Raw genomic sequence first — 20,645 nt, forward strand, 5'->3', positions numbered from 1 at the left:
AGTCAACGCGTCTGCGTTGCTCTCCGGTTAAATATGTGCTACACTAAAAGTAACATTTTTGTAAACCACCGTTAATCATACAGGAGGATCATCCATGCCCCATATTTCCGTGCCCGCCGCCGAACTGAACGCGCGGCTCGACCGTCTGCGCTGTGCCATGACCGAGAAGGACCCTGCGTGGTCCATGCTTCTTCTCGACAACACGCTCGACATGTACTACTTCACCGGCACAATGCAGGATGGCGCACTTGTCGTGACACCCGATCAGGCTACGCTGTTCGTCCGCCGCTCGTTTGATGTTGCAAAGGACGAATCCGCCTTTGCAGACATCCGTCCGATGGGCAGCTTCCGCGGCATCAAGGAGGTCTATCCGGATATTCCGGAGACCGTCTATGTTGCCGCAAAGACCATGACGCTGCAAAAGCTCTCCATGCTGAACAAGCATCTGCCGTTTTCACCCAAGCCGGTGGATGGCATACTGAGCGGTCTGCGCTCGGTCAAAAGTACGTATGAACTGGACTGCATGCGCGAATCCGGCAGACTGCACCGTTATGTCATCGAGGAACTCGCTCCGGCGTTCCTGCGCGAAGGCGTCAGCGAAGCACGTCTATGCAGTGAGATCTGCACTGCCATCGTGGACCGCGGCGGCATGGGTATCTCGCGCTACAATCAGCCGGCAGCCGAGGACGTGCTCGGCATTACCAGCTTCAGCGAAAACAGCCTGTGTCCCACCGCGCTGGACAGTCCCTCCGGCTGTATCGGCACCTCGACCGCAATGAAGTCCATCGGCTCGTCCGAGCGCAAGCTGCACGAAGGCGACACCGTCCTGTTGGACATTCCGTGCGGCTTGCGCGGCTACCATACCGATAAGAGCATCACGTTCTACTACGGCGAGCTGGACAAGCATCCGCAGAGCGGCGTGATCCGTGCAGCACGCGAGCAGTGCATTGCACTGGAGAACGAAACCGCATCTCTCCTGCGTGCCGGTGCCGTTCCGGCTGAAATTTACGAGAAGATCCTCTCTCTCGTCGATCCTGCGTTCCGCGAAGGCTTCATGAACGGCTGCAAGTTCCTCGGCCACTCCATCGGTCTGACAATGGACGAAACACCGGTTCTCGCCAAAGGCTTCTCGGCTCCGCTCAAGTCCGGCATGACGCTTGCCGTTGAGCCGAAGATCGCGATTCCGGGTGTCGGCCTCATCGGCTGCGAAAACACCTATGAGATCACCGCAGACGGTCCTGCGCAGTCGCTCACCGGCGCATGCGACACGCTGTTCGAGGTACTCAATCAGTAATCTATACAAAAACATCCGCTCTCTGTTTGTACAAAGAGCGGATGTTCTCTTTTCACTCCTCTTTTGCATCCGGCATAGAATGGCGCAAAGGAGGTTTTTGCTTATGAATCAATCGACGACTCTCGCCGTCGTCGGCGGCGACGTGCGTCAGGCATATTTAGCCGAGCTGCTGCATGAAGCAGGCCACACCGTTCGCACATTTGCACTCGAGCGCCGACCCGCCGCAGGCTGCACGGCTGTAAGTGACCTGCAGGCGTGCCTTGCCGACGCACGCGCGGTCATTCTGCCTATGCCGGTGCAGACGGGGGACGGCAGCCTGAACGCGCCGCTTGCCAATGCACAGCACACGATCGGCGATGTACTCGATGCCATTCCCGCCGGAACGCTGACACTGGCCGGTGCCGTGCCCTTTTCCGTGCACGCCCGCGCGGTGCAGAACGGACTGGCACTCATCGACTACTTATCCCGCGAGGAGCTGGCGATCCGCAACGCGGTACCTGCCGCATTTGCAAAAAGCACAGGCTGTCCGGTTACAGGCGACAGGCTTCCTGCCGGAGATACTCCACGAGAGCCGCACAGAATTCGCGGTTGCTCGGCGGCTCCTTATCCTGTGCACGCGCTTCACCGAAATACCTGGCAAGCACGGCTTTATCACACTTATCCCATGCGCGGTGAACGGCGTAGCGCATGTTGCGCTCCACATTACTGCCTTCGCTGTTCATCTGCTGCGCGACACTATGATAAATGATCTTGGTGATGCTGGCACCGTCGGTCTCCCGATACAGGCACACGGTCAGCAATGCACACTGATAGCCGATCGTCTGCTCGCGCATGCCCAGCTCCCGCAGGATCTGGGCCAGCCGCTGCTCCACCGTATCTCCCCGACTGGTACAGTTGACCGCCAGCTTGATACGCTCATACAATGCATCCGCACAGATTGGCTTGCGCAGCAGCACGTTAATGTGCAGCAGACTGCATTCCACATAGGTCTGACCGCCGATGAACGAGCTGAGCAGGATAATGCTTGTATCCCACATCGCCTTCTGTCTCATCCACGACGCAACGGCAAAGCCGTCTGCATACGGCAGGTCGGTATCCAACACGACCATATCCGGCGTTTTTTGTCGAATCATTTCCCACGCCTTCGTGCCGTTCGACGTACTGCCGACAAGCTCCAGCTCATTGCTCGCCTGCATAAGCTGTTTTGTCTGTTTCAGCAGAGACTCGTCCGCACACGCCAGTAAAATACGCATTTTGCCTTGTTTGATCTTCATTTACTGCTTTCCCCGGCTTTCTCTATCTTATGCCGATTTACGGATTACATCTTATTTTTACATATTCAGCGCGTCCGCGCAAGCGGATATCCCTGCTTTTCCCCGCATATTTATCGACAATTTTCGACAAAACCGCGTTTTATCTGTCGAATGTCCGGTTTTCTCTCTGTCGGGCAGGGATTCCGCGCTTCTTGGTGAAACCGCATAATCTCTCTATCAAAACCATGTTTTGCTGCTTTTACACTTGCATAAACGGCAAAAATACGCTATACTATCGTTTGTGCCGTTCGGCACTTTGCTTCCGGATATGGAATGACAGTTCGAAACCATCCTGTCGTAAAACAAAACTAGGGACAACGAAACAGAAAAATTTTAAGGCAATACCGCATAATTGAACAAGAGTGATTTGCGAGTAAATTTTGCGTACTGACGCGGCACAGTTTTGCGGTAATACTTGATGTATTACCGTGAAACTGCAACAAAGTCAGGACACAAAATTTCCGCAAAGCACCGCAGTCTTAATTGTGCGGTGTTGCCTTAGGTTTCCAATCAACGTTGTTGTGTGCATTATTTGGAGGTGAACGAAATATGGTAAAAGAAAACATGAGCAAGGTTCAAAAACTGACCGTTTCTGCTATGGTGATGGCACTTTACGTTGTTGTGCTGTACTTTACGCAGAGCTTCTCTTTCGGCGCGTACCAGATCCGCATTGCGACGGCTCTGTATGCGCTCGCTTACCTGTTTCCGTTCCTGGTTTTGCCGCTTGGTTTCGCTAATTTCATTGCCAACTTTCTGTTTGGCGGACTCGGTCTGCTGGACTGGTTCGGAGGCTGCTTCGTCGGTATCATCGTTACCGCGATCATCGTGCTCATCCGCCGCAAGGGATGGAGCCGCTGGCTGATGATCCTTCCGATCATCCTTGTGCCCGGTCTCGGCGTATCGAGCTATCTGAGCTATCTGCTGCACGTTCCGTATTCTGTACTTGCCACCAGCCTGTGCATCGGTCAGTCCGTACCTGCGGTCTGCGGTGTCGTTCTGGTGAACGTACTGCAGCGCGCACTGTATCCCAAGGCAACTAAGGCTAGTTAATGTAAGGAGAATGCAACCATGACCGGAAGAAATAAAGAAGAACTGAACGGTGTCACGCTGCTCGGCAGCCAGAAGAACAAGTATCCCTCGGACTACGCGCCCGAAATGCTGGAGACTTTCCCGAACAAGCATCCGGACAACGACTATTTTGTCAAGTTCAACTGCCCGGAGTTCACCAGCCTGTGCCCGATGACCGGCCAGCCGGACTTTGCTACCATTTATATCTCCTATGTGCCCGGCGAGCGCATGGTAGAGAGCAAGTCGCTCAAGCTGTATCTGTTCAGCTTCCGCAACCACGGCGATTTCCATGAGGACTGCGTAAACATCATTATGAAGGACCTCATCCGCCTGATGGATCCGAAGTACATTGAGGTCTGGGGCAAATTTACGCCGCGCGGCGGCATCTCGATCGACCCGTACTGCAACTACGGCAAGCCCGGCACCCGCTGGGAGGAGGTTGCATTCGAGCGTCTCACCCACCACGATCTGTACCCGGAGAAGGTGGACAACCGATGAGCGAGAAGGCAATGGTCCTGTGCAGCGGCGGCGTGGACAGCACGACCTGTCTTGCGCTTGCCATCGAGAAGCACGGCAAGGAGAATGTGTGCGCGCTGTCCATTTACTACGGTCAGAAGCACGTTAAGGAGATCCAGGCTGCAAAGGCGGTTCTCGAATACTACGGCATCGAGGGCACGTCTCTCGACCTGACGCCGGTGTTCGCGTACAGCGACTGCTCGCTGCTTTCCCACTCGACCGAGGACATCCCCGAGGAATCCTACGCCGAGCAGCTGGCACAGCGCGGCGGCAAGCCGGTTACGACCTATGTGCCGTTCCGCAACGGTCTGTTCCTGTCGGCAGCGGCCAGCGTTGCGCTGTCCAAGAACTGCAGCGTGATTTACTACGGTGCGCATCACGACGATGCCGCCGGCAATGCCTATCCCGACTGCAGTGAGGATTTCGTAAATGCAATGAACCACTCCATTGTACTCGGCTCAGGCGGTGATGTCCGCATCGAGGCTCCGTTCGTGCGTTGGAACAAGGCGCAGATCGTTGCCGAAGGTCTGCGGCTGCAGGTTCCCTATCAGCTGACGTGGAGCTGCTACGAGGGCGGCGACAAGCCGTGCGGCAAGTGCGGCACCTGCCTGGACCGCATCCGCGCGTTCGAGGCCAACGGCGTGACCGACCCCGCAATGAGGTAAAACAAAAGACTGCTGTTTCATCGGAGACAGCAGTCTTTTTCTGTCCATCTTGACTTTTTCCTATAAGAATGCTATGATTATAGTCGTTAACCTTATTTTGAGGAGTCCATGCTATGATTTATCTCGATTATGCCGCCCATGCACCCGCGGACCCTGCGGTGCTGGAGCGATTCTGCGATATGGAACGCCGGTTCCCGGCCAACCCGAACTCGGTACACATGGCAGGCAAAGCCGCCCGCGAGGAAATGGCGCGTGTCACTGAGCAGATTGCAGCGCTGACCGGCGCGTCCCCTGCCGAGGTCATCTTTACCTCGGGTGCGACCGAGGCGAACAACCTCGCCATCAAGGGCATCGCACAGGCGTCACGGCATATCGGCAAGCACATCATCTCCACACCGCTCGAGCATTCCTCGGTCAGCGGCAGCCTGACCGCCCTGCAGGAGCGCGGCTGGGAGATCGACCTGCTCTCCATCGGTCGGGACGGCACGGTGGATCCGGAGGAAGTGCGCGAGCTTCTGCGTCCGGATACCGTTCTCGTTGCCATCTGCGCGGTGGACAGCGAACTTGGCACCATCCAGCCGGTAAACGAAATCGCGGCGCTGCTGGCTGACCATCCGAACTGCCGTCTGCACGTTGACGCAACGCAGGCTATCGGGCGCATCCCGGTGGACTTCGCCGGTATTGATACACTGAGTTTTGCGCCGCACAAGTTCGGCGGCATCTGCGGCAGCGGTGTGCTGCTCAAGCGCAGCCGTATGCCGCTCGAGCCGCAGATAAACGGCGGCGCCAGCACAACGCTGTACCGCAGCGGCACGCCCGCACTCGGTCTGGCGGCTTCGTCCGCACTGGCACTGCAGCTGGCATGCGATAAGCGTGAGATCCGCTGTGCTGTCGTTCAGCGCCACAGCGAGAAGCTGCGCCGCGCACTTGCGGCGTATCCGGCGGTGCATATCAACAGTCCGGAGCACGCCGTGCCGCATATCCTCAATCTGAGCGTGAAGAATGTGAAAGGCACCGTATTTCAGCGCGCGCTGTCCGAAAAAGGCGTGTGCGTATCGGTCAAATCCGCCTGCTCGGCGGATGGTCTGCCGTCCCGTGCGGTGTTTGCTGTCAGCCGTGATCGCAGAAATGCACTGTCCTCATGGCGCATCAGCCTGAGCCACCTCACCACAGATGCGGAAATCCACGAATTTCTGGCCGTTTTCGACGCGTGCTATCACGAGTTAGTCAAGTAATACAGGGAGCATCATTATGAAACGAGATTTACAGCCGCACGAGCTGATCGAGCGTAGTATCATCAAAAAATTTCGCAAGACCATCTGGAACCCGTTTACACTGGCGGTCCGTCAGTATCAGCTGATTCAGCCGGGCGACAAAATTGCCGTGTGCATTTCGGGCGGCAAGGATTCCATGCTGATGGCCAAGCTGATGCAGCTGCTCCAGCGGTACAGCGAGGTGCCGTTCGAGGTGGTTTTCCTCGTCATGGACCCCGGCTACAACGAAATCAACCGCAACAAAATTGAGAGCAACGCTGCACTGCTGCATATCCCGGTCACCGTGTTCGAGACCGACGTTTTCGCGGTTGCCAACAACAGCGAGAAAAACCCGTGCTACCTGTGTGCGCGCATGCGCCGCGGCTATCTGTACAGCAAGGCGCAGGAGCTTGGCTGCAACAAGATCGCGCTCGGCCACCACTTCAACGATGTCATTGAAACGACCGTGATGAGCATGTTTTATGGCTCGCAGATGCAGGCCATGCTGCCCAAGCTGCACAGCACAAACTTTGCGGGCATGGAGCTGATTCGTCCGCTGTACTGCATTCACGAGGAGGATATCCTCGCGTGGAAGCAGTATAACGACCTCGAATTTATCCAGTGCGCGTGCCGCTTCACCGAAAACTGCACGATGTGCGACAACGGCGGCGGCGGTTCCAAGCGACAGGAGGTCAAGATTCTGCTGCGCCGTCTGCGCCGCGATAACCCGAATATCGAGCGCAGCATTTTCAACAGTATTCACTCGGTAAATCTGGACATGATGCCCGGTTACAAGTCCGGCGGCGTGCTCCACTCGTTCCTCGATGATTATGACGCACGCGGAAAGAAAAGCGAATAGCGTTCAGCCGTCCGTGCGCTGCACGGACGGCTTTTCTCTGCCCGAAAGGTCGAAATACAGCGGTTCGGACACGCCGTGCAGATATACAGTCAAGCCCTCCCCCGTTACAGTGATATGATCGAGCAGTGCGCTGTAAACCGTTTCACTGTACATCTTTTTTCGTAAAATTGTACAGAATTGCTGTCTTTCGGTGCGTGTGAGATCAGGTATCGCGCGTAAGGTCTGCCGCAATACCACCTCTATATCGATTGGCAAATCCTGTGTGATTTGCTTCATGCAGTCCAGCAAAATTCGATTCCCAACTGCCGGAGCCGCACACGCTGCCACGCCGTGCTGCACCCGTTTCCCGCACACCCATCGCAGACCACCGTCCGCCTGTGCGCCCCTGCGCGGCACAAGCCGACTGCCGCACAGTCCGCAGACCACTCTTCCGGAGCACCAATACCGTGCAGAGGGTCGGCTGCCGGCTTTGCGGGTTGCCTGCCGACGATCGAGTTCCCGTCGGACAGCTTCGAACATCGAGCGCGGCACAATCGCCTCGTGATGATCCCGCAGATAGACCTGCGGTGACTGCCCCTCATTTTTCACCTTGCGATGATCGAGAAAATCCGGCGTGCAGCTTTTGCGCTGCAGAAGATCGCCGCAGTATTTCTCGCCCCGGAGCAGCCGCAGCACCATCGTAGACGACCACGATTTTCCTTTTCCGCTTGGTGGCGGGATGCCCTCGGCGGTCAGCTCCCGTGCGATGATGTAAGTACCTTTGCCGTCCATCAAGAAACGGCGGTACACCTCGCGGACGACTGCCGCCTGTTCGGGTTTTACCGTCAGTTCCCCACCCTGCAGGGAAAACCCGTAGATATTATCACATCCGAACACCACACCGCGCTCCATCGAGCGCTGCTGCCCCCACTTGACGCGCTCGGAGATTTTGCGACTCTCCTCCTGCGCTACGCTTGCCATTATGGTAAGCCGGAATTCACCGTCATTCTGGCGGGTGTCGATATGATCTCCAATGAATATAATACCGACTCCCTGACGGCGCAGCAGCCGCGTGTACGCGAGCGTGTCAACCGTATTTCGGGCAAAGCGTGAGACCTCTTTAGTTAAAATCAGGTCAATTTCCCCTTCTGCTGCCGCTGCCAGCATGCGCCGAAAGGCGGGCCGGTCGGATGAGGTACCGGACAGACCCTCGTCCGCATAAACCTCCACAAGCTCCCAGTCCGGCTGGCGGCTGATGTACTCCGAAAAATATCGCCGCTGATTCTCCAGCGAGTTTCTCTGGTCCTCCTGTGAGGTGGAAACGCGGCAATAGGCGGCCACGCGCAGCACGTCAGCGGCCTGCGCACAACAGCTCGAGCACCAGCTCCAGCCGCTCGGGCGGCAGCATACCTTCCGCGCGCAAAGCGCGGAGCAGACCCTCGATCATGCCGCGCGAAACAGCAGTCTGCTCCTGTTCGGTCAGTTTCATGGCTATCCCTCCTTCGCTTGCAGTCTATGCGAAGGCAAACCCGCTTATGCGCCAAACCGCTAACGCCTTCCCTACCTGCGAGGGAGCACTTCAGCTCGCGATGGAGCAAACTGCGTTCACGCTGCAAAATGCACGCTGTCTGGTGATTGGTGCCGGACGGATTGGCATGCTTCTTGCACGCAAGCTGTACGCTCTCGATGCACAGGTTACGGTCTCCGCACGCTGTACGCGTGATTTTGCACGCATCGCTGCCGCAGGACTGCACGCACTGGATACACGCAGGCTCGCCGGTCATCTTGCCGGTTTTGACCTGATTTTCAACACTGTACCCGCTCCGATCCTGACAACCGAGGTACTGTCCGACATGAAACCGCCCTGCTTCATCATTGATCTTGCATCTCTGCCGGGCGGTGTTGCCGCCGATACCCTGCTCCCGGATGGCTGCCGCGTGCTGCACGCGCTGTCTCTGCCGGGCAAGGTAGCACCGCTCAGCGCTGCACGCGCAGTATTCGATACCGTGGACACGATTCTGCACGAGGAGGGTATTTTATGAGCAAACTCCGCATTGGCTTTGTACTGACCGGTTCGTTCTGTACCTTTGCCAAGGTCATACCGGTTATACAAGCACTCATCGAGCGCGGCGATTCCGTTACGCCGATTCTGTCCGACAGCGCCGGCACACTCGACACCCGCTTTGGCACAGCCGCGCACTGGCGTCAGGAGCTGACCGCACTCACCGGCGTCTCCCCTATCGACAGCATTGTTTCCGCCGAGCCGATTGGGCCGAAGGCGCTGTTTGATATACTGATCGTTGCGCCGTGCACGGGCAATACACTCGCCAGACTGGCGCACGGTTTGACGGACACCCCTGCGACCATGGCGGTCAAAAGCCATCTGCGCGGAGAACGTCCGGTCGTGCTGGCGGTCTCCACCAACGACGGTCTGTCCGGCAGCGCCGCCAATCTCGGCACGCTGCTGAATCGCCGGCATTACTATTTCGTGCCGCTCCGGCAGGATGCGCCGCACAGCAAGCCGCGCTCGCTTGTCGCAGATATGACGCTGATTCCCGCTGCCATTGACGCAGCCATGAACGGCAGACAGCTTCAGCCCATCCTGCTTGCACCCAACGTATAAAAATCCCGCAGAGCTGACACTGAATCGTGACAAGTAATTATTGTGTCGCAAAGAACGGTGTGACCGTGAAAGTCACGCCGTTTTTTCTATGATCCCGGGCTCTGCCGATACGGAGATTGCCACTTCGTCCATGAAATTGAATCAGTTTACTTTTGATAAACAGCAAAAATCAACCGCCCCTTCCTTTCGGAAATGGGCGGTTGTCTTTGCGTTTGTGCTCCTTGCACACCTGAATCCGCCGACTATCCGTAATACGGCTGCATTCGTTCCTTATCACGGTTAAGCCAGCATTCTGCAGGACTTTTCTTATGATTCTTTGCCTTCCGGCTCCTTGCCGGTGGCAAATGTAATCGCACGGCTGCAGTTGGTAATCTGCACATTGTGCAATGCTCCGCCGAACTCGCCGTCCAGTGTCCACGTCACCTCGTCATCGGACGAAAAACTGATTTTTGACGTGCGGAAGTACGCGAAGCGGTTAGATTCGACATTATGCGTCAGCAGGTCATTCGCCAGCCACTGCAGCTCCATCGGATTCTCGACCGGGTAAATGAGCAGCACCTCGTACAGTCCGTCATCCAGCGCCACGCCATCCGGCCGGATGGTCTTGAAGCCGCCGACCGACACCGTGTTTGTCACCATACCGTAGATGAAATCGTCCTCTATCTGCGTTTCCGCGCTGTTCACGCGGATGTGGTAGGTTTTGATGTTGGTCAGCGCCTTAATGCCCTCGATGATATACGCAGCACGCCCGAAAATGTTCTTGGTCTGCTGCGGTGTCTCGTAAGAGACCTCGGTAAACGCGCCGAACGCCGCAACATAGTTAAAATAGCGATCGTTGAAGCGACCGATGTCCAGCGCCTGCAGCGTATCGCCTGCCGCAATAACCGCCGCCTCAGCGGGCACCTTGGAAATGCCCAGACTGAACGCGAAGTCGTTTGTCGTACCGGCAGGCACATAACCGAGAACCGGACGGGTCTCCGCCTGCATAAGACCGGTAATCACCTCGTTCAGCGTACCGTCACCGCCTGCACACACAATGCGGTCGAATTCGCCCGCACGCTCCCGTGCAACACGCGTTGCATCCTGCGCACCCTGCGTGATATAAATCGTCACATCATATCCTGCCTGTTGAAATGCGGTCACACAGTCGATGATCTTTCCGCTCATTGCACCGCGTCCCGCATGCGGATTGAGTATCCACAGCATTCTCTTCATGTTTCATCACCTTCCGGTTTTGTTCATAAATAAAATGTAGTATCGACGCAGCCGCGCCGCATCGCTATTCTCAATCCATCAATCATTCACTCTTTTATCCCAAGTATACTATCTATATACTAACTATATTATTATATATCTCAGGAGAGCAAATTGCAAACAGCATTTGCATAAGCCACCGGATCATCCACCGGCATACCCTCGATAAGCAGCGCCTGCGTATACAGGATATCCGCATAGGTGCTTACCTTATCCGAGCCTTCCGCCTGCAGCGCACACAGCTTCTTAAAGATCGGGTGCTCGGCATTCAGCTCCAGAACACGCTCGGCGTGTACGCTCTGACCGCCGTTGACAGCAGCCTGCTGGTTGAGCACCTTCTCCATCTCGAGCGTTACCGGGCCTTCGGCACGCAGGCAGCACGGATGGCTCTTGAGGCGGCTGGTCAGCTCGACCTTCTTAACCTTGCCCTCGAGCGCCTTGCCGAGTGCTTCGAGGACATTCTTGTTGTCCTCACTCAGCTTTTTGATCTCTTCCTTCTCGTCCTCACTGTCCAGACCGAGGTCTGCATCCGCGATGGACTTGAATTCCTTATCGTTGTACTTAGCGAGCATCTTGACGCAGAACTCATCAATGCTGTCATCCATACACAGCACCTCGTAGCCCTTGTCGGACAGCGTTTCCATAACCGGCAGCAGCTTGATCTTGTCAATGGTCTCGCCGCAAGCATAGTAGATATACTTCTGGTCTTCCTTCATGCGGGAAGCGTACTCCGCAAGCGATACCAGCTTGTCCTCCGTGGAGGAATGGTACATCAGCAGATCCTGCAGCAGCTCCTTGTGCGCGCCGTACTCAACATAAGCACCGTACTTAATCTGACGGCCGAATGCTGCCCAGAACTTCTCATAATCCTCGCGCTTATCCTTCTGCATCTTGAGCAGCTCGCTCTTGATCTTCTTCTCAAGGCTCTGCGCAATGGCCTTCAAATGGCGGTCGTGCTGCAGCATCTCACGGGAGATGTTGAGCGACAGATCTGCCGTATCGACCATGCCGTGTACAAAGCTGAAATGATCGGGCAGCAGATCCGCGCATTTGTCCATGATGAGCACGCCGTTGGAGTACAGCTGCAGACCCTTCTCATAGTCCTTGGTGTAGTAGTCCATCGGCGCGTGAGACGGGATGAACAGCATTGCTGTGTACGTTACCGCGCCTTCCACACTGGAATGGATGTGGCACAGCGGCGGCTGATAATCGTAGAACTTCTGCGTATAGAAGCTGTTGTAATCCTCGTCCTTCAGTTCCTTCTTGGACTTCTTCCAGATCGGGACCATGGAATTGAGGGTCTCATTCTCGGTGTACTCCTCCCACTCCGGCTTGTAGTCATCGCCTGCATCTGCCGGCTTCTCCTTCATGCGGGAGCGCGTCATATCCATCTTGATCGGATAGCGAATATAATCGGAATACTTCTTTACCAAACCCTGAATGCGGTACGGCTCGAGAAATTCATCGTAATTCTCGTTCTCCGTATTGTCCTTGATGGTCAGCACGATCTTCGTGCCGTTTTCTGCCTTTTCGCACGGTGCAACCGTGTAGCCGTCCGCACCGTCGGACTCCCAGCGGTTGGCCTCGTCGCTGCCTGCCGCACGGGATACGACCTCAACATGCTTTGCGACCATAAATGCCGCATAGAAGCCAACGCCGAACTGACCGATGATATCGATGTCGTCCTGCTTTTCGTTTTCGTTCTTGAACGCCAGCGAACCGGAATGCGCGATCGTACCGAGGTTGTTCTCCATTTCCTCGGCAGTCATGCCGCAGCCGTGGTCCTCGATGATAAAGCGGCGGTTTGCCTTGTCGAGCGTCAGCTCGATCGGCAGACTGTCGCGGGTGATACCGGTCTTGCCTTCCTTCATTGCATTATAGTAGAGCTTATCCGTTGCGTCGGATGCGTTGGAGATCAGCTCACGCAGAAAGATTTCCTTGTGCGTATAAATGGAGTTGATCATCAAATCGAGCAGGCGCTTGGATTCTGCCTTAAACTGCTTGGTTGCCATGATTACATACACCTCTGTGTTTGTTGTTTGGTATTAGCACTCTCAATCATCGAGTGCCAACATTGATATAATAAGCCTATTGCGCCAAAAAATCAAGTAGGGTTTGTAAAATTCATGGTTTGTTCAAAATCGAAATTGAGAATTGGATATACCCGAACCGTGCAGGCGGTTCACCCTATTCGGGCGGAGAATTTTTCCGTGAACCACAGCGGGGAGGGCCGCTGCGCGCGGCAGGCGCACAAGAGGGTAGACAACCTGCGGTTTTCCCCCTCTTGCACCCTTAAACGCCTATATTACTGGGCTTTAAGTCGTTTTTTCGAGAGGCGTACACCAATGTTACACCTTTTCGCTACATAGCTTCAAGAACGTCTAACGCTGTCAGCCGTTCCTGTTCCATAGCGTGAATGTAGATATTATATGTGGTGGAAATACTGGCATGCCCCATCCATTTGCTTACTACGCTGATGCTTACGCCAGCATTTAACGCACGGCTTGCAAAAGTGTGACGTAGCTGATGGATCGTGAGCGGCTTGTCTATCCCCGTGTGCTTCAACATACGCTCAAGTAAATTGTGCATACGGTTATTAGTGAGGAAGCCGCCTTTTTGCGAACAGGCAACATATTTGCTTTTGATGCCGCATTGCCTGTAAATCATCTGCAATTCCCTAAGTGCGTTGATTGCTTTACTATTTAGTGGGATAATCCGGTTGCTGCTGGATGTCTTAGTGCCTTTTACCTGTAAGGTGCTTTTGGACGTATCTTTTCCGGTATCCCTGTTCTTGATCTTTGCCAGATTTTTATTTATGGATACCGTCTTGCTTTCAAAGTCAATATCAGACCATTCCAGCGCAAGCAGTTCACCACACCGCAGGCCGGTATGCAGCATAAATACGATCAGGTTTCCGTGAACAAAAAGCGGACGGCCTGTACCATACTTCTCTCTGGCTGCTTCCTCCAACCGTTTAACCTCTGCATCCTCTAATATCAGCATTTTCCGCTCTGGCTTAAACTTGCTCCGTTTTGCCATGATAACATTTGCCATTGGGTTTTTAAGAATGTCACCCTCAGTATAGGCATGTTGGAAAACCTCAGAAAGTATCTGCCGGATCATCTTGACGATAGTATAAGAATATTCAGTGCTTTTCTGGTTTAACAGTGTTTGAATATCAACCGCTTTGATATTCCCAAGTTGGAAGCCGCCAAGCGTCGGCTTGATATGCGTGTAATAGACAGACTCCAACCGATCAAAGCTGGTATTCTCCACGGCTGCGGCCTTGAAAGTATATAACCATCGCTCAATATAAGTGCTAAGCAATACTTTTCTACAATCCGTAATGCCATGCACTATTGTTTTCTTAAATTCACGCAATTTCCGTCTTGCTTCCGCTTCTGTCTTACCATAGACATAACGCGGTTTCAACATCTTTTCGTCCTTATATTTGCCGACCCAGCGGCCATCTTTCCGCTGATATACACTACCCTCCCCATATCCGCGGATTCTCTTAACTTTATTGATATTTTCTACTGTATTCATGCGTATCGCTCCTATCAAATAAACAGGGGCGGCAGCATAAACAGCTAACGCATATATTATAACGCCGTCCCTCTGTAAAGGCAATTCAATCAGTAAAATATCTCTTTCCCTTTATTTGCTTCAAACCACCGGTCAAGTTCACGTTCATTCGTCAAATAATCCCGTCCCACTTTCACCACAGGCAATACGCCTGCTTCCAGCAGGCATTTTAGCTTGGTTTTGCCAAAAGGGAACAACTCAAGCAAATCGTCCTGCGTCAAAATTTTATAATCCATAAACCACAGCCCTCCTGCGTATTGGTTATCATCTATGCAGCAACAATTTACTGCATCTCGTTTGCAATTCAAAATCCCCACATGGTTTTTGTGCGCCATGCCCGCTACCGGAACGGACAGCAACATGATATAATGAAACCATGATAAACTTTTCTGTTCTTTATTGTGGGGTATGACTTTATGAAAAAAGAAATCACATCTATCTTGTGTGCGGCAGCTATTACCTGTTCGGCAGGCGCCGCCAATGTTTCAAACTTTTCGGACGTCCGTCCGTCGGACTGGTATCACGATGCGGTCAACTATGTTTGCGAAAACGGGCTGATGAATGGTACATCGGATACGGCGTTCAGCCCGAACGCAACTACCAGCCGCGGCATGATCGTGACCATCCTGTACCGACTGGCAGGTTCACCTGATATGCCCGAAAGCAACTGGGGATACCCCTATGCAGACGTAGATACAAACGCCTATTACAGCGCGCCTGTCTACTGGGCGCGCATGAATGACCTCGTTACCGGGTACAGCGATACGCAGTTCGGCCCGAATGATGCGATCACCCGCGAGCAGCTTACGGCCATCCTGTACCGCTACGCGGACCACCTTGGCCTTGATACAGATACCGGCTTTATACCAGATAAATACTATGATTTCTCGGACTATCAATCAGTTTCCCGTTACGCAACAAACGCCATGAGCTGGTGCGTCAACAAGGGCATTGTCAGCGGCTCGGACGGAAAGTTAAATCCGCACGGGACAGCTACTCGTGCCGAAGTCGCAACAATGCTGATGAACGCGGAAAACATCTTGGACGCAAATGAACCGACGGAGCCGGAAACACCGGTTTCACCAGACGGACAGCCTGTGCCGGATGATACCGACAACGAAACCGCAGACGATAACCAGACCGTAACAGATGAAATCAGTCTACGCCCTATCGGCAAATCTGCGGTAGACGAGTACGGCGGCTATTGGGATTATGACCTGTCCAATGCCACCTTTGACGCCATCAACGACCTGCGCGAAGAAAACGGTTTGCCACGTCTGACTTACTCGTTGAAAGTACAGGAATGGGCGGACACTCGTTCCCGCGAAATCTGGATTGTTGACGAACGAGACGGGGATATTTCTCATACAAGACCGGATGGCTCGGTGTTCGCATCTGTTGGTTATGGATGCAATGCTGAAAATGCACTCATAGGTTTAATTACAACCAATGCGCAGGAAAACTTAAACAAATGGTATGGCTCACAAGGTCATCGAGAAAATATGCTCAACACCCGTTCAAAAACTACTGCTGTCTCTGCCTATGTCCAAGGTGAGAAAGTGTACGCTTTGCAGCTTTTTGATAAACTAACAATAACAGAATTAAATAATCGGTAAGCAAATCCCTCGTTTCACAACGAAACGAGGGATTGCCTTTTCCTATAAAATTGTTAAATCCAATACTCATTCCCGTCTGTGTCAAGCACATAATCGTGTTCGTGCGAGACTTCAGTAATCAGGTCCTCAGAAGAACCACTATCCGTGAAATATTGGATATGGCCGCTGTAAGCCGAGGTATCCGGGTCGGTATCCCGTCCGGTAAGCTGGCAAATCAGCTTGGCAAAATTCAGGCGGGACACATCACCGCTGAGCCCTGCATTCGTGCCAGTGATATACTTCACAAGCGTATTAAGCTGTTCCGAGGTAGCCCAGATTCGCAGATAGCCTTTTTCCGAAACCTCATAATTGATTTCGTAATCAACATCTTCGGTCATTTTCGTTGTGTCGAATACGCTTGCGGGCAGCACACCGATAGAGACAAAATATTTTGCTTCTTCGGGGATGCTGAACTCGTAGTCCGGCACCGTCACCGTGCCACGGTCCAGCCACGTGTTCCCGCCGTTGGAAATCAGACGATATGCTACGATGCACGCTTCTTGCAGTGAAATACGGTCTGCGGGTCGCCACATATTTTCGTCATAACCATTATAAAGCTGATAATGAATATCAGTTATCAAATCAGCAACTGAGCTGATAATTTCAACTTCCGGCGACTTTCCGATAGCATTGCCGTTATCGCCCTCTCCGGTCGCATAGTTGACGTAGGTCTTGCCGCCTGCATCGTTCTTAAAGCGGACGGTAAGCAAAATTTTATGCGATTGGCCGGGTGCAATGTCACCCAATTCCAGAGTGAATGCCTTGCCTGAAAAACTCCATTTATTACTTAGGACTCCGTTCACATAAACATTGTTTTGCAAAACAGGCGTTACCACAGAGGTATCCAGCGTATCTTTCAGCACGACGTTTTCCCACATTATATCACTGTGATTTCCAACAATAACCGTAAATGTTGCCGTTCTGGATACTTCGTCGGCATCCTTACTTACATCAACCACCGTCTTATCCACATCTTTTGTGACATAGAAGCCGGTGGCATCATTAGGGTTTTGCGGCTCAACCTCCGGTACGGTTACGCCGTCATCTGTTGCCGTGCCGATGCCGTTATCGCCGGTCACATCCACGCTGTTTTGAAGGGTCGTACCGGCCGCTGTGTCAAGTACCTGCACATCAAAGGAGATTACTACGCTTTCGCCTGCAGCCAAATCACCCACCAGCACGGACAGCGCGTTACCGTTCAGCTTATGCAGCGCCACCTTACCATCCAGATACACGTTGCCGATCAACTTCACGCCAGCCGGAAGCGTGTCGTATGCCACGACGTTTTTCCACGGCGCAGTAGCCTTATCGCCATTTTTGACCGTGATCTCATAGGTGAACATATCGCCAATATCAGCTTTGGTCACGCTCGCGGACTTAGTTACAATCGGGTCGGCTTCGCCCTTGTTGATCTGCACGCCTGCATCCGGAAGCGGCGTTTGCTCGTTGCCATCCGTCAGAATAGCCGTATTGACGATAAATTCGCCCTGCATACCCTCGTCTACCGTCACATCAAAGGTGTACACCACCTGCGTATCCGGTGCGATTGCGTAAGGCGTGAGCGTCAGCGTGCGTGAAGATGAATCGTAGGAATATTCCGTCGTTGCCTGACCGTCTTTCTGGACGTTGCCTGTGAAAGTCACACCATCCGGCAGAGCATCGGTCACGGTAACGCCGGTCCAGTCCGCCGTTGCCATTGCGCTATTTTCCAGCGTGATCGTGTAGGTGATTGTATCACCCACGCGCGCGGTCATTTTATTGGCTGACTTTGCACCCGCACGGCCGTCCGGCGTGCCGTTCTCGATGGTGACGCCGTCATCCGTGTCCTCCGTATCCGGCGCATTGCTGCCGGAAGCGACCGCCGTGTTCTCAATCATCATGCCGTAGGCATCACTGTTCACCAGCACATCAAACGAAATAGTTTTCGTCTGGCCGGGGGCGATCGCATCCAGCGGAACAGAAAGGGTTCGGTTTTCATTGTCATACTGATATACCGTTGAGTAGCCGTCCACTGTGACGTTGCCGCGGAAGGTCAGGCCATCCGGGATAGCATCCCGCATCACCGTGTCGCGGATATTTACCTCTGCACCCGCACCATTGGAGACTTGTACCGTGTAGGTCAGAGTATCACCGACACGAGCAGAAGATTTATCAACACTCTTGTTGATGGACAGGTCGGTCATACCGTCTGCAACGACAACGCCGTCGTCCTTGTCCTGTACCGGCTCGGTGTTGTCCGAAGTCAGGGTGGCAAGGTTCTGAATCGTCGTATTGTAGGCATCTTCGTTGACGGTCGCCACAAAGGAAACCGTGCGGCTGGTATCCGGCTCAATGCTGCCGACGTTTACCGTCAGCAGGCGGGTATTTTCATCATAGGTGAAATCACTCGTGCCGCTGCCGTCCAGCATGACCGAGCCGTACTCGAACGTCAGGCCAGCAGGGATAACATCAGTAACGGCCGCATTTTCTACGGGTACAGTCGCGGTCTCGCTGTTAGAGAGCGTCAGAATATAGGTGATCTTGTCGCCGACCTTGGCAGAGGACTTGTCCGCCGACTTCTCAATGCTGGGGCGGGCTTTACCGTCACCGATGGCAACACCGTCGTCTGTGCCCTCGGTGTCCGAAATATTGTCACCGGACATGACCGCAGTGTTGTAAACTGTTTTGCCGTAGGCCGATTCATTGACGGTCGCTGCAAAAGTAACCGTCGTTTTTGTATTCGGTGCAATTCTGTCCAGCGGCACGGTCAGGGTACGGGTCTCGTTATCGAATGAATAACCTGTACTTACACCGTCTACCTGCACGCTGCCGTCCACAAAATCCAGTTCCGCCGGGATAATGTCGGTCATGGAAGCGTTTTCGATTTCATAAACGGCACCCTCTGCGTTGCCGAGCGTGACGGTATAGGTGATCTTATCGCCGACCTCGGCGGAAGGCTTGTCCGCACGTTTTTCCACATAGGGCGCGGTGTCGCCCTTGTTGATATAAACACCGTCGTCTGTGTCCTCATACTTGCCGGTTTCGCTACCGCTTTCATCCTTAACGATACCGTTTGCGCCCTCGGCGACTGCGGTGTTGTAGATCGTCTGGTTGTACATATCGCTGTTCACGGTTGCTTTGAAAGTGACTGAAACCGTCTGACCTGCGGCAATGTCGCCCAGAGGGACAGAAAGCAATCCGTTTTCAAACGAGTGCTTTGCCGCCTTGCTTTCTACGTACACGCTGCCATCCGCGAAAGTCAAGCCGTCCGGAATTTCGTCGGTGAGGACGACTTCTTTCCACGCGGAAGAAGCTGCTTCATCATTCGTCAGCTTCACCGTATAGGTCAGGGTATCGCCTACATTGGCGGTTTTGGCGTTCGCCGTCTTTTCAATGGACGGGATCGCATCACCGTTCGTGTACTGATAAACGATCGTGCGGATATAGCCGCGGTACTCGTATGCCGGGATGACCTTGGGTGAACTTTCTTCCTTGCCCGCTGTGGTGACAGTTTCAGCAAGTTCCTTGCCGTTCTGGTCTATGAATTTTTCAACGATGATGTTGTAAATACCGTCATTGTAGCTGAGGCCGTGCCATTCTTCCGCGCTGTGCGGAATGCTGGCTTCTATCAGATCGCAGTAACCCCAGTGATTCTCAACCAGATCATTGTACGGACATTCGATGCCCAGCTCTTTCAGCTTGTCCAGCGTGACGTTACGGTTAATCATACCGTTTACCAGCCGCACGACCTCGGCACGGCTGATCGGCTCATCCGGCCGGAAACTGCCGTCCGGGTAGCCCTCTACCCAGCCAGCGTTTGCGGCTGCATTGATATAGCTGTACGCCCAATGGCCGTTGGGAACGTCGTCAAAGAGATTGCCGCCCTCGTAGTCCAAATTGGCGAACCGCGCCGCCATGACGGCAAACTCCGCGCGGGTGACGGGCGCATCCGGCGAGAATTTGTGTTCATCCGTGCCGTCTACAATTCCAATGTTATACAGCGTTTCGACTTCTTTGTAGAACCAGTAATCCGTCTTGACGTCCTCGAACGTGCCGTTTGACATGCGGCGCTCAAACTCTGGATACTCGCCGTCATAGAGACGGTAAAAGACCGTAGTTGCTTCTGCACGGGTCATGGAAGCATCCGGCCGCACGCTTTCGTCCGGGTAGCCGACAATATAAGTCAGATCCTTATGGGAGTAGACGTACTCGACGTTTTCCGTGTAATCGACGTAGGTGTAGTTCTCGATTTCCTGCGGCTGCCGTTCCTCATGTGTTACGCTATATATCTCTTGCTCGGCAATCTCCTTGCCGTTTTCCGCGTCGATATACTTTGCCGTTACTTCGGCAAGCGTGCTGGTGCTGTCCGACGCGGCAAAGGCCGTGGCCGGAAACGCCGACGCAGACAAGAGCAATGCCAGCCCCATCGACGTAAGCCGCTTGAGCCGTTTCTTCAAAAAATCCATTTCCTCATCCCTCCATCTCAAACTTATTTCCAAACCGATACTGCATGGATTAACCATGCACCGAGTAGCACACTGGAACCACCCCCTTGAAATTTGGCGTGTATATAATAAAACCGCGCGGGAATCCGCACGGTAC

General features: G+C 53.8%; 17 protein-coding genes and 1 pseudogene. 10 read left to right on the top strand and 8 right to left on the bottom strand.

Annotated features, from left to right (window positions below; all coding sequences use genetic code 11):
• Window positions 1-94 precede the first annotated feature (94 nt).
• Window positions 95-1,294 carry a M24 family metallopeptidase gene (locus tag PGS25_RS00840; RefSeq protein WP_270417371.1) on the top strand — a complete coding sequence of 400 codons (1,200 nt, stop codon included), beginning with the start codon at window positions 95-97 and terminating at the stop codon, window positions 1,292-1,294.
• A gap of 103 nt (window positions 1,295-1,397) precedes the next feature.
• Window positions 1,398-1,697, top strand: a pseudogene (locus PGS25_RS15680) (dipicolinate synthase subunit A N-terminal domain-containing protein); the annotation flags it as partial.
• Between the two features lie 127 nt (window positions 1,698-1,824).
• On the opposite strand, the gene PGS25_RS00850 reads toward PGS25_RS15680, so the two are convergent.
• Window positions 1,825-2,568 (bottom strand): sporulation initiation factor Spo0A C-terminal domain-containing protein, encoded by a 744-nt coding sequence (locus PGS25_RS00850; protein WP_118648078.1) that lies wholly within the window; start codon window positions 2,566-2,568, stop codon window positions 1,825-1,827.
• 588 nt (window positions 2,569-3,156) lie between these two features.
• Here PGS25_RS00850 and PGS25_RS00855 point away from each other — a divergent pair.
• The 5 genes from PGS25_RS00855 (at window position 3,157) to PGS25_RS00875 (ending at window position 6,968) form a co-directional block, all read left to right on the top strand.
• Window positions 3,157-3,657 (top strand): QueT transporter family protein, encoded by a 501-nt coding sequence (locus PGS25_RS00855; RefSeq protein WP_199677276.1) that lies wholly within the window; start codon window positions 3,157-3,159, stop codon window positions 3,655-3,657.
• Window positions 3,658-3,675: 18 nt separating this feature from the next.
• Window positions 3,676-4,173 carry a preQ(1) synthase gene (gene queF, locus PGS25_RS00860; protein ID WP_118285179.1) on the top strand — a complete coding sequence of 166 codons (498 nt, stop codon included), beginning with the start codon at window positions 3,676-3,678 and terminating at the stop codon, window positions 4,171-4,173.
• Window positions 4,170-4,856: a 7-cyano-7-deazaguanine synthase QueC gene (queC, locus tag PGS25_RS00865; RefSeq protein ID WP_116704889.1), complete on the top strand. Its 687-nt coding sequence runs from the start codon at window positions 4,170-4,172 to the stop codon at window positions 4,854-4,856. Before queF ends, queC begins: the two co-directional genes overlap by 4 nt.
• Before the next feature lie 113 nt (window positions 4,857-4,969).
• Window positions 4,970-6,091, top strand: a complete 1,122-nt coding sequence (locus PGS25_RS00870) for a cysteine desulfurase family protein (RefSeq protein ID WP_118760581.1) — start codon at window positions 4,970-4,972, stop codon at window positions 6,089-6,091.
• Between the two features lie 16 nt (window positions 6,092-6,107).
• Window positions 6,108-6,968: a tRNA 2-thiocytidine biosynthesis TtcA family protein gene (locus tag PGS25_RS00875; RefSeq protein WP_118358741.1), complete on the top strand. Its 861-nt coding sequence runs from the start codon at window positions 6,108-6,110 to the stop codon at window positions 6,966-6,968.
• Window positions 6,969-6,971: 3 nt separating this feature from the next.
• On the opposite strand, the gene PGS25_RS00880 is transcribed toward PGS25_RS00875, so the two are convergent.
• Both PGS25_RS00880 and PGS25_RS00885 read right to left on the bottom strand, forming a co-directional pair.
• Complete coding sequence (locus PGS25_RS00880; RefSeq protein WP_270417374.1) at window positions 6,972-8,297, bottom strand: recombinase family protein; 1,326 nt, start codon at window positions 8,295-8,297, stop codon at window positions 6,972-6,974.
• A 1-nt stretch (window position 8,298) separates the two neighbouring features.
• Complete coding sequence (locus tag PGS25_RS00885; RefSeq protein ID WP_270417375.1) at window positions 8,299-8,436, bottom strand: hypothetical protein; 138 nt, start codon at window positions 8,434-8,436, stop codon at window positions 8,299-8,301.
• A 46-nt stretch (window positions 8,437-8,482) separates the two neighbouring features.
• Between PGS25_RS00885 and PGS25_RS00890 the strand changes: the two genes are divergently transcribed.
• Window positions 8,483-8,989 carry an NAD(P)-dependent oxidoreductase gene (locus tag PGS25_RS00890; RefSeq protein WP_270417376.1) on the top strand — a complete coding sequence of 169 codons (507 nt, stop codon included), beginning with the start codon at window positions 8,483-8,485 and terminating at the stop codon, window positions 8,987-8,989.
• Window positions 8,986-9,570: a dipicolinate synthase subunit B gene (locus PGS25_RS00895; RefSeq protein WP_118285185.1), complete on the top strand. Its 585-nt coding sequence runs from the start codon at window positions 8,986-8,988 to the stop codon at window positions 9,568-9,570. Before PGS25_RS00890 ends, PGS25_RS00895 begins: the two co-directional genes overlap by 4 nt.
• A 306-nt stretch (window positions 9,571-9,876) precedes the next feature.
• Here PGS25_RS00895 and PGS25_RS00900 read toward each other — a convergent pair whose 3' ends face one another.
• The 4 genes from PGS25_RS00900 to PGS25_RS00915 form a co-directional block, all read right to left on the bottom strand.
• Window positions 9,877-10,785, bottom strand: a complete 909-nt coding sequence (locus PGS25_RS00900; protein WP_118760576.1) for a diacylglycerol/lipid kinase family protein — start codon at window positions 10,783-10,785, stop codon at window positions 9,877-9,879.
• Window positions 10,786-10,925: 140 nt separating this feature from the next.
• Window positions 10,926-12,836, bottom strand: coding sequence for a molecular chaperone HtpG (gene htpG / locus PGS25_RS00905; protein ID WP_270417379.1), 1,911 nt, complete (start codon window positions 12,834-12,836; stop codon window positions 10,926-10,928).
• Window positions 12,837-13,185: 349 nt separating this feature from the next.
• Complete coding sequence (locus tag PGS25_RS00910; RefSeq protein ID WP_117492469.1) at window positions 13,186-14,370, bottom strand: tyrosine-type recombinase/integrase; 1,185 nt, start codon at window positions 14,368-14,370, stop codon at window positions 13,186-13,188.
• A gap of 89 nt (window positions 14,371-14,459) precedes the next feature.
• Window positions 14,460-14,645 (bottom strand): helix-turn-helix domain-containing protein, encoded by a 186-nt coding sequence (locus tag PGS25_RS00915; protein WP_110436195.1) that lies wholly within the window; start codon window positions 14,643-14,645, stop codon window positions 14,460-14,462.
• Between the two features lie 180 nt (window positions 14,646-14,825).
• Between PGS25_RS00915 and PGS25_RS00920 the strand changes: the two genes are divergently transcribed.
• Window positions 14,826-16,025 carry an S-layer homology domain-containing protein gene (locus tag PGS25_RS00920; protein ID WP_117492470.1) on the top strand — a complete coding sequence of 400 codons (1,200 nt, stop codon included), beginning with the start codon at window positions 14,826-14,828 and terminating at the stop codon, window positions 16,023-16,025.
• Window positions 16,026-16,078: 53 nt separating this feature from the next.
• Here the strand turns inward: PGS25_RS00920 and PGS25_RS00925 are convergent, their stop codons facing one another.
• On the bottom strand, window positions 16,079-20,509 hold the full coding sequence (locus PGS25_RS00925) for an S-layer homology domain-containing protein (protein ID WP_158557315.1): 4,431 nt from the start codon (window positions 20,507-20,509) through the stop codon (window positions 16,079-16,081).
• Window positions 20,510-20,645: the final 136 nt, after the last annotated feature.

Origin of the sequence: Butyricicoccus sp. AM78-15b2TA, assembly GCF_027665985.1 — a bacterium.
In the GTDB taxonomy this organism is placed as follows: Bacteria; Bacillota; Clostridia; order Oscillospirales; family Butyricicoccaceae; genus Agathobaculum; species Agathobaculum butyriciproducens.

What these genes read in the sequence shown, in the direction of transcription:
- PGS25_RS00840 (WP_270417371.1), top strand. Translation starts at nt 95, where the DNA reads ATGCCCCATATTTCCGTGCCCGCCGCCGAACTGAACGCGCGGCTCGAC.
- PGS25_RS00850 (WP_118648078.1), bottom strand. Translation starts at nt 2,568, where the DNA reads ATGAAGATCAAACAAGGCAAAATGCGTATTTTACTGGCGTGTGCGGAC.
- PGS25_RS00855 (WP_199677276.1), top strand. Translation starts at nt 3,157, where the DNA reads ATGGTAAAAGAAAACATGAGCAAGGTTCAAAAACTGACCGTTTCTGCT.
- queF (WP_118285179.1), top strand. Translation starts at nt 3,676, where the DNA reads ATGACCGGAAGAAATAAAGAAGAACTGAACGGTGTCACGCTGCTCGGC.
- queC (WP_116704889.1), top strand. Translation starts at nt 4,170, where the DNA reads ATGAGCGAGAAGGCAATGGTCCTGTGCAGCGGCGGCGTGGACAGCACG.
- PGS25_RS00870 (WP_118760581.1), top strand. Translation starts at nt 4,970, where the DNA reads ATGATTTATCTCGATTATGCCGCCCATGCACCCGCGGACCCTGCGGTG.
- PGS25_RS00875 (WP_118358741.1), top strand. Translation starts at nt 6,108, where the DNA reads ATGAAACGAGATTTACAGCCGCACGAGCTGATCGAGCGTAGTATCATC.
- PGS25_RS00885 (WP_270417375.1), bottom strand. Translation starts at nt 8,436, where the DNA reads ATGAAACTGACCGAACAGGAGCAGACTGCTGTTTCGCGCGGCATGATC.
- PGS25_RS00890 (WP_270417376.1), top strand. Translation starts at nt 8,483, where the DNA reads ATGCGCCAAACCGCTAACGCCTTCCCTACCTGCGAGGGAGCACTTCAG.
- PGS25_RS00895 (WP_118285185.1), top strand. Translation starts at nt 8,986, where the DNA reads ATGAGCAAACTCCGCATTGGCTTTGTACTGACCGGTTCGTTCTGTACC.
- PGS25_RS00900 (WP_118760576.1), bottom strand. Translation starts at nt 10,785, where the DNA reads ATGAAGAGAATGCTGTGGATACTCAATCCGCATGCGGGACGCGGTGCA.
- htpG (WP_270417379.1), bottom strand. Translation starts at nt 12,836, where the DNA reads ATGGCAACCAAGCAGTTTAAGGCAGAATCCAAGCGCCTGCTCGATTTG.
- PGS25_RS00910 (WP_117492469.1), bottom strand. Translation starts at nt 14,370, where the DNA reads ATGAATACAGTAGAAAATATCAATAAAGTTAAGAGAATCCGCGGATAT.
- PGS25_RS00915 (WP_110436195.1), bottom strand. Translation starts at nt 14,645, where the DNA reads ATGGATTATAAAATTTTGACGCAGGACGATTTGCTTGAGTTGTTCCCT.
- PGS25_RS00920 (WP_117492470.1), top strand. Translation starts at nt 14,826, where the DNA reads ATGAAAAAAGAAATCACATCTATCTTGTGTGCGGCAGCTATTACCTGT.
- PGS25_RS00925 (WP_158557315.1), bottom strand. Translation starts at nt 20,509, where the DNA reads ATGGATTTTTTGAAGAAACGGCTCAAGCGGCTTACGTCGATGGGGCTG.